We start from the raw sequence: 7,925 nt of genomic DNA on the forward strand, positions 1-7,925 counted from the left end.
ACGACAGCGGTGCACAAGCGACGGACAACCGGCAGCAGGCGTCAGCAGGCGGGTCGGAAACGGGGATGGAGGCGGTTGATCATGGCGCACGGCGAGGTGCTCGAATTCGAGGAGTACGTCCGCACTCGGCAGGACGCGCTGCTGCGCAGTGCCCGTCGCCTGGTCCCCGACCCCGTGGACGCCCAGGACCTGCTCCAGACCGCGCTCGTCCGCACGTACGGCCGCTGGGACGGCATCGCGGACAAGCGGCTGGCCGACGCGTACCTGCGCCGCGTGATGATCAATACGCGGACCGAGTGGTGGCGCGCGCGGAAGCTCGACGAGGTGCCCACCGAGCAGCTGCCGGACGCCCGCGTCGAGGACTCCACCGAGCAGCACGCGGACCGCGCGCTGCTCATGGACATCATGAAGGTGCTGGCTCCGAAGCAGCGCAGTGTCGTGGTGCTGCGACACTGGGAGCAGATGTCCACGGAAGAGACGGCCGCCGCGCTCGGCATGTCGGCCGGAACGGTCAAGAGCACGCTGCACCGGGCGCTGGCCCGGCTCCGCGAGGAGCTGGAGAGCCGGGACCAGGAGGAGCGCGGCGCCCGCGCGCTCGAACCGGGTGAGGAGCGGGAGCGTTGCGCGGCCTAGGAATTCGGGCCAGGAGGACCGGCCGGGAACTGAAGGCGGGGGGTGCGGCGGCGGCCGTGCTCGCCGCCCTCGGCCTTTTCCTGACCGCCTGTGCCACCGGTGGTACGGGCGCCCGTGACGAGGGCCCGGCGGGCAGCGAGGCGGTGGCCAAGGGCCCCACGACGCCCAGCACCTCGCCCTCGGCCACGAAGTCCGCCAAGCGGGTGGACGTGGTCAAGCTCGTCAAGGACGACCCCGAGGTCAGTCCGTCGGTGAAGAGTGCCCTCAAGCCGTGCGTGGCCGACGAGTACCCGGTCGACGTGTCGTACGGGGAACTGACCGGGGGACCCGCGGACGACGTCGTGGTCAACGTGATGACCTGCGGAGACGCTGTCGGCATCGGCTCGTACGTGTACCGCGAGGAGAAGGGCCGGTACGAGAACGTGTTCAAGACCGAGGAGCCGCCGGTCTACGCGGAGATCGACCGGGGCGACCTGGTGGTCACACAGCAGCTGTACAAGAAGGGCGACCCGGTGTCGTACCCGTCCAGCGAAGAAGTGATCACCTACGGCTGGTCCGCGACCCGGTTCACGGAGGAGTCCCGGACGCACAACGACTACAGCAATGCGGTGGGCGCCACCGACACCCCCTCCCCCGCCGCGAACTGAAGAGCAGACGCAACAATCGGAGCAGCCGGATGGCAGAGCAGACCCACGTCCTGTTCGTCGAGGACGACGATGTCATCCGCGAGGCCACGCAACTCGCGCTGGAGCGCGACGGCTTCGCGGTCACGGCCATGCCCGACGGCCTGTCGGGCCTGGAGGCGTTCCGCGCGGACCGCCCCGACATCGCCCTCCTGGACGTGATGGTCCCCGGCCTCGACGGCGTCAGCCTGTGCCGCCGTATCCGTGACGAGTCCACCGTCCCCGTGATCATGCTGTCGGCGCGGGCCGACTCGATCGACGTCGTCCTGGGTCTGGAGGCGGGCGCCGACGACTATGTGACCAAGCCCTTCGACGGGGCCGTGCTGGTCGCCCGCATCCGTGCGGTGCTGCGGCGGTTCGGCCACGCGAGCGGTCAGAACGCGGGCACGGACTCGCCCTCCTCGGTCGACGGCGGTCTGCTCTCCTTCGGGGACGGGGACCTGGAGATCGACACCGAGGGCATGGAGGTGCTCAAGGGCGGGGTGCCGGTCGCGCTGACACCCACCGAGATGCGGCTGCTGCTGGAGTTCTCGTCCGCGCCGGGTACGGTGCTGAGCCGCGACAAGCTCCTCGAACGTGTGTGGGACTACGGCTGGGGCGGTGACACCCGGGTCGTCGACGTCCATGTCCAGCGGCTGCGGACGAAGATCGGCCAGGACCGGATCGAGACGGTCCGTGGTTTCGGCTACAAGTTGAAGGCCTGAGCGGGTTATGCGGGGGATGTTCCAGCGCCGGAACCCGGCGGACGACGACAGACCGGGCACCCGTTCCGGCGGCCCGCGCTCCGGCTCCGACGGTCCGGTCACCGACGTCGGCGGACCCGGCCCCGGCCAGGGCGGAGCGATCGCCGGCTACGGCCGGTCGGCGACCGTCCACGGCGGTCCGGGCGGGGGCCACGGCGGACCGGGAGGCGTTCCCGTCCTCGGCGGCTTCGGCGGACCGGGCGGGACCGGGGGCAGCGCGGGCGGCGCCGGCGGCGGGCCCGTCGGCTTCGGCGCCCGCACGGGCCCCGGCACGAGCGGCGACGGCGGTCCCGGCCACCGAGGCGGCAACGGCACCGACGGCAAGAGCAACAGCGGCGGCGCGATCCGCGCCGGTGGCGGTCCCGGCCGCGGTGGCCGGGTCGCCGAGGCCGGACTGACGGGTATGCGCACCGGCATCCGGTGGAAGCTGAGCGCGGCCATCGCCATGGTCGGCGCCCTCGTCGCGGTCGCGCTGAGCCTCGTCGTGCACAACGCGGCACGCGTCTCGATGCTCGACAACTCGCGTGATCTGGCGGACGAACGCATCCAGGTCGCCCAGCGCATGTACGAGTCCGGCCGCACGCAGTCCTTCGGGGTCAAGGTCGACGACCCGACGATCCCGGGGGACCTGCTGGCCAAGGTCGAGCAGGGCCGCCGGGCCACCTACGTGGCGGACCGCCCCAACGGCGTGCCGGACATCTGGGCGGCCGTACCCCTCAAGGACGGCCGCGTCCTGTCGCTGCACACCGGGTTCACGGACCGCAACACCGACGTCATGAAGGATCTCGACCAGGCACTGATCATCGGCTCGATCGCGGTCGTCTTCGGCGGCAGCGCCCTCGGCGTACTGATCGGCGGCCAGCTGTCGCGCCGGCTGCGCAAGGCCGCGGCCGCCGCCAACCAGGTCGCCAAGGGCGAGACCGACGTCCGCGTACGGGAAGCGATCGGCGGAGTCGTGCGCGACGAGACCGACGACCTGGCGCGGGCCGTGGACGCCATGGCGGACGCGCTCCAGCAGCGCATCGAGGCCGAGCGCCGGGTGACCGCCGACATCGCGCACGAGCTGCGCACCCCGGTCACGGGACTGCTGACCGCGGCCGAGCTGCTGCCTCCGGGGCGCCCCACGGAACTCGTCCGGGACCGGGCGCAGGCCATGCGCACGCTCGTCGAGGACGTCCTGGAGGTGGCCCGGCTGGACGGTGCCTCCGAGCGGGCCGAACTGCAGGACATCATGCTCGGCGAGTTCGTCACGCGCCGGGTGGCCGCCAAGGACCCCGGCATCGACGTACGCGTGGTCCACGAGTCGGAGGTCACCACGGATCCGCGCCGCCTGGAGCGTGTCCTGTTCAACCTGCTGGCCAACGCGGCCCGGCACGGCAAGCCGCCGATCGAGGTCTCCGTGGAGGGCCGCGTCATCCGGGTGCGCGACCACGGTCCCGGCTTCCCGGAGGCACTCCTCGCCGACGGGCCCAGCCGCTTCCGCACCGGCAGCACCGACCGCTCGGGCCACGGCCACGGGCTGGGGCTCACCATCGCGGCGGGCCAGGCGCGGGTGCTCGGCGCCCGGCTGACCTTCCGCAACGTCCGGCCCGCGGGCGCCCCGGAGAACGTGCCCTCGGAGGGCGCGGTCGCGGTGCTGTGGCTGCCGGAGCACGCGCCCACGAACACGGGCAGCTTCCCCCTGCTGCCGGCGTGAGGAGAACCCGTACCCGTCGACAGGAGAAGGCCCCCGGGGCGGACACGCCGGGGGCCTTCGGGTCGAGCGGGGGTCAGACGGTTTCCGCCAGGGTCTCCTTCGGCGGCGCGTCGCTCGCTGCGGCGTCGGCCTCGGCACCCTTGGCCGGCGCTCCGGCGCCCCGCAGCGGAACCTCCTTGACGAACACCGCCGCCACCAGTGCGCCCAGGGCCACCACGGATCCGAGCAGGAACGCGGAGTGCGTACCGGAGGACACCGCGAACTGGTAGGCCTCGCGCGCCGCGGCCGGCAGCTTGGCGAGGCTGGCCGCGTCGAGCTGCGCCGACTGCTCGGTCATCTTGGATCCCAGCGCCCCGGCCCGCTCGGCCATCACGTCCTGGACGCGGTGGTTGAACAGCGCGCCCATGATCGCGACACCGAAGGACGAGCCGAGCGTACGGAAGAGCGTGGTGGACGAGGACGCGACGCCCATGTCCTTCATCTCGACGCTGTTCTGCGCCACCAGCATCGTGATCTGCATCAGGCAGCCCATGCCCAGGCCGAGCACGGCCATGTACAGGCCCGAGGTCAGCCGGCTGGTCCCGGTGTCCATCTGCGAGAGCAGGAACAGGCCCACCGACATCAGCACGCTGCCGACGACCGGGAACGCCTTGTAGCGGCCGCTGCTGGTGGTGACCCGGCCGGCGACCATCGACGTGACCAGCATCGCGCCGAGCATCGGCAGGAGCAGCAGGCCGGAGTTGGTCGCGGACGCGCCCTGGACCGACTGCTGGTACAGCGGCAGGAAGAGCACGGCGCCGAACATCACGAAGCCGGTGATGAAGCCGATGACGGACATCAGCGTGAAGTTGAGGTTGCGGAAGATGTGCAGCGGCAGGATCGGCGAGGCGGCCTTGGTCTGCACGAAGACGAAGCCGACGAGCGTGGCGACGCCGATGCCGATGAGCTCCATGATCCGGGCGGAGCCCCAGGCGTACTGGCTGCCGCCCCAGGTGGTGACGAGCACGATGGACGAGATGCCGATGGTCAGCAGCCCGGCACCGAGGTAGTCGATCTTCGCCTCGACCCGCTTCTTCGGCAGGTGCAGCACGGCGCTGACGGCCAGCAGCGCGACGACGCCGAGCGGCAGGTTGATGTAGAAGGACCAGCGCCAGCCCCAGTGGTCCGTGATGGACCCGCCGACCAGCGGTCCCGCGATCATGGCGAGCGCCATGATGCCGGCCATCATGCCCTGGTACTTGCCCCGCTCACGCGGCGGGATGAGGTCACCGATGATCGCCATGACGCCGACCATCAGACCGCCGGCACCGAGACCCTGGATGGCGCGGAAGCCGATCAGCTGCCCCATGTCCTGCGCCATACCGCTGAGCGCGGAACCGAGGAGGAAGATCACGATCGAGGTCATGAAGGCGCCCTTGCGCCCGTACATGTCGCCGAGCTTGCCCCAGATCGGGGTCGAGGCGGCGGTCGCGAGCGTGTACGCGGTGACGACCCAGGACAGGTGCTCCAGACCACCGAGATCGCCCACGATCGTCGGCATCGCCGTGCCCACGATCATGTTGTCGAGCATCGCGAGGAGCATCGCGATCATGAGCGCGAGCAGTACGACGCGTACGCTGCGTGGTTGTTTCTCGGTCTCTATGACCGCTTCCTTCTTGTCCGCCATCATTCCCACTCCCCTGGGTCCCGCTGGACGCCCACTGGTGGCGGGGCGACTGCCCCAGCTCTGCTACTTACTTGCCGACCGGCAAGTTGACTACACTGAGGGAAAGTAGTCCCGTAACTAGCCGGGCGTCAAGTAAGTTTTCCTGGATTTGCCCGTGGGGCGGCACGTAGCGTTTCAAGGAGTGCGAGGAGCACGAGGATGGGCGGCGACACCATGGACGACACCAAGCGACAGCGTCGCGGAGACACCCGTCAGCGCATCCAGGACGTGGCCCTCGAACTCTTCTCCGAGCACGGCTACGAGAAGACCTCGCTGCGCGAGATCGCCGAGCACCTGGATGTCACCAAAGCGGCGCTGTACTACCACTTCAAGACCAAGGAAGACATCCTCAAGAGCCTCTTCCAGGACCTGTCCAGGCCCATGGACGAACTGATCGAGTGGGCACGGCAGCAGCCGCGCACGCTGGCGACGAAGCAGGAGATCCTGCACCGCTACAGCAACGCCCTGGCGGACGCGGCCCCGCTCTTCCGCTTCATGCAGGAGAACCAGGCCGCCGTCCGTGAGCTGCGCACCGGCGAGGACTTCAAGGACCGCATGATCCGCATGATCGACCTGCTCAAGGAGCCGGACGCGGATCTGACGAACCAGGTCCGCTGCATCAGCGCGCTGTTCTCGATGCATGCCGGGATGTTCATGCTGAAGGACGTCGAAGGCGACCCCGAGGAGAAGCGCAAGGCCATCCTGGAGGTCGCCGTCGATCTGGTGACGCAGGCGCACAGCGGTCCCGTCGCCCCGTGAACCGTCACGCCTTCCGGGTCACACCCGGGGGTGCTTAGACCGTCACACCCTGGGCGCGCAGGAAGACGACCGGGTTGATGGCCGAGCCGTAGTTCGGGGTCGTACGGATCTCGAAGTGCAGGTGCGGCCCGCTGGAGTTCCCGGTGTTGCCCGACAGCGCTATGTGCTGACCGGTGGCGACGACCTGGCCTATCCGTACGTCGATACGGGAGAGGTGGGCGTACTGCGAGTACACGCCGTTGGCGTGCTTGATGACGATGGCGTTGCCGTACGCGGGACCGTCACCGGCGCCGTTGCCGCCGGCCTTGACGACCGTGCCGCCGTGCGCGGCGGACACGTCGGTGCCCTGCGGGACCGCGAAGTCCTGGCCGGAGTGCTTGTGGGCCCACATGCCGCCGGCCTGGTTGAAGGTGGCGGACAGGGTGTACTTCTTCACCGGGTCGATCCAGGACGCGGCCTTCTTGGCGGCGGCGTGCTCGGTCTTCGCGGCGGCCTTGGCCTGGGCAGCGGCCTGGGTCTGCAGGACACCGGCCGTCGTGCTGGTCGCGGCGTTGTCCAGGGTGCTGGCGGACGCGATCCCGGCACCCAGTACGACCGAGGCGCCCACCGAGGCGGCGAGGACGGCCGTCCGGCTACGGAGCAGGGACGTGCGGGACTGACGGGACGTGACGCGCTTCGACATCTGAACCTCGTGGAGACGGGGACGGGGGGCTTGAACCCATCCGGAGCACGGTCGCTGCCGGAGGGGGCCATCCCTTGGTAACCCGGACCCCGGCGAATCCCCAAAGCCCCCTTCTACGACGCTAGGTCGTACTTGACCCCGAAACGACCGACTCCTTGACAGAAGCTACGCCCTGGCCTGATTCGTCCGTTTTTTACGGAAGAGGTGAGGTTTAACCCCACTTCCACCCCCGTACGACACGGCGGGAACAGCCTTCCGCCACGCCGCCACTCCGACCCTCCGGACCCCCGTACGAGCCCGACCCGAAAAGTCCGTTTTGCCCCCATGGACTTCTCCACTAACCTCCCTAGTACGGGACAAATCGCCTGTGCGTCATGTCACCGCGGAGGCGCCTGTGGGACCCCGCCCGACCCCTCGCACGACCTCCGGCGCGAGTCGATCCGACCCCCCAGAGAGAGCCCGGGGAGGAGGGTGCCGGGAGGAGAGGGAGGGTGGAGGCGGGGGGCATGTCCGCGCGCGGAATCGCGCGCGGGACCCCTGTGCCCAGGTACCGACGGCGGCGGGACCTGTCGTCCCAGGCGTCCGCGACACCGTCCGTACGGGGCCGTACGGGCCGCACGTGGCCGCAAGGGGGTGCACGGGGCCGCGGTACGGGGCGAGCGGGACGGACGGGACGGACGGGACGGACGGGACCGAGGATGGGGCTGCCGGGCGGCCGGCCTCGCTCACGAGCCGCCGACGGGCGGCGCCGCACACGGAGACACGGAGACACGGAGCCGCGCGCAAGGCGGTGGGCGCCGGACACAGGCCCTCCGGGCGGGCGGCTGCCGTTGTGCTTGGGCTAGGCCAGGGCCCGTGTACCCGCGGGTGTCACGGGCCCGCACGGAGCGCGAAAAAGGGGCTGCCCCGGGACCGAAGTCCCCGGGGCGCCCCCTTGTGTGGGGTACGGCGGCGAACCCCGGGGGGGTCGCCCGGGGGGTTTTAACACAAGGAAGCGGGCGCCGGCCAAGCCAGGGGAGTAATA

General features: G+C 70.4%; 7 protein-coding genes. 5 read left to right on the forward strand and 2 right to left on the reverse strand.

Annotation, left to right across the window (positions count from 1 at the left end):
* Positions 1-81 precede the first annotated feature (81 nt).
* The 4 genes from ACFV2J_RS36535 (at position 82) to cseC (ending at position 3,755) form a co-directional block, all read left to right on the forward strand.
* The gene (locus tag ACFV2J_RS36535) at positions 82-633 is read left to right on the forward strand and encodes a SigE family RNA polymerase sigma factor (RefSeq protein ID WP_153289278.1); all 552 of its coding nucleotides are present in this window, start codon (positions 82-84) and stop codon (positions 631-633) included.
* On the forward strand, positions 621-1,280 hold the full coding sequence (locus tag ACFV2J_RS36540; RefSeq protein ID WP_385092797.1) for a hypothetical protein: 660 nt from the start codon (positions 621-623) through the stop codon (positions 1,278-1,280). Before ACFV2J_RS36535 ends, ACFV2J_RS36540 begins: the two co-directional genes overlap by 13 nt.
* A 29-nt stretch (positions 1,281-1,309) precedes the next feature.
* The gene (cseB, locus tag ACFV2J_RS36545) at positions 1,310-2,020 is read left to right on the forward strand and encodes a two-component system response regulator CseB (RefSeq protein WP_385092794.1); all 711 of its coding nucleotides are present in this window, start codon (positions 1,310-1,312) and stop codon (positions 2,018-2,020) included.
* A 442-nt stretch (positions 2,021-2,462) separates the two neighbouring features.
* A complete protein-coding gene (cseC, locus tag ACFV2J_RS36550; RefSeq protein ID WP_385092809.1) occupies positions 2,463-3,755 on the forward strand; it encodes a two-component system sensor histidine kinase CseC in 1,293 nt (430 codons plus the stop codon).
* 73 nt (positions 3,756-3,828) lie between these two features.
* Here the strand turns inward: cseC and ACFV2J_RS36555 are convergent, their stop codons facing one another.
* Positions 3,829-5,421 carry an MDR family MFS transporter gene (locus ACFV2J_RS36555; protein ID WP_385092806.1) on the reverse strand — a complete coding sequence of 531 codons (1,593 nt, stop codon included), beginning with the start codon at positions 5,419-5,421 and terminating at the stop codon, positions 3,829-3,831.
* A 213-nt stretch (positions 5,422-5,634) separates the two neighbouring features.
* Here ACFV2J_RS36555 and ACFV2J_RS36560 point away from each other — a divergent pair, with 213 nt between their 5' ends.
* A complete protein-coding gene (locus tag ACFV2J_RS36560; protein WP_385092803.1) occupies positions 5,635-6,219 on the forward strand; it encodes a TetR/AcrR family transcriptional regulator in 585 nt (194 codons plus the stop codon).
* A gap of 34 nt (positions 6,220-6,253) precedes the next feature.
* Here the strand turns inward: ACFV2J_RS36560 and ACFV2J_RS36565 are convergent, their stop codons facing one another.
* Entirely contained in the window at positions 6,254-6,901 is a 648-nt protein-coding gene (locus ACFV2J_RS36565; RefSeq protein WP_385092791.1) for a M23 family metallopeptidase, read from the reverse strand.
* Positions 6,902-7,925: the final 1,024 nt, after the last annotated feature.

Source organism: Streptomyces sp. NPDC059668 (assembly GCF_042734135.1).
GTDB lineage: Bacteria > Actinomycetota > Actinomycetes > Streptomycetales > Streptomycetaceae > Streptomyces.

What these genes read in the sequence shown, in the direction of transcription:
- ACFV2J_RS36535 (WP_153289278.1), top strand. Translation starts at nt 82, where the DNA reads ATGGCGCACGGCGAGGTGCTCGAATTCGAGGAGTACGTCCGCACTCGG.
- cseB (WP_385092794.1), top strand. Translation starts at nt 1,310, where the DNA reads ATGGCAGAGCAGACCCACGTCCTGTTCGTCGAGGACGACGATGTCATC.
- cseC (WP_385092809.1), top strand. Translation starts at nt 2,463, where the DNA reads ATGCGCACCGGCATCCGGTGGAAGCTGAGCGCGGCCATCGCCATGGTC.
- ACFV2J_RS36555 (WP_385092806.1), bottom strand. Translation starts at nt 5,421, where the DNA reads ATGGCGGACAAGAAGGAAGCGGTCATAGAGACCGAGAAACAACCACGC.
- ACFV2J_RS36560 (WP_385092803.1), top strand. Translation starts at nt 5,635, where the DNA reads ATGGACGACACCAAGCGACAGCGTCGCGGAGACACCCGTCAGCGCATC.
- ACFV2J_RS36565 (WP_385092791.1), bottom strand. Translation starts at nt 6,901, where the DNA reads ATGTCGAAGCGCGTCACGTCCCGTCAGTCCCGCACGTCCCTGCTCCGT.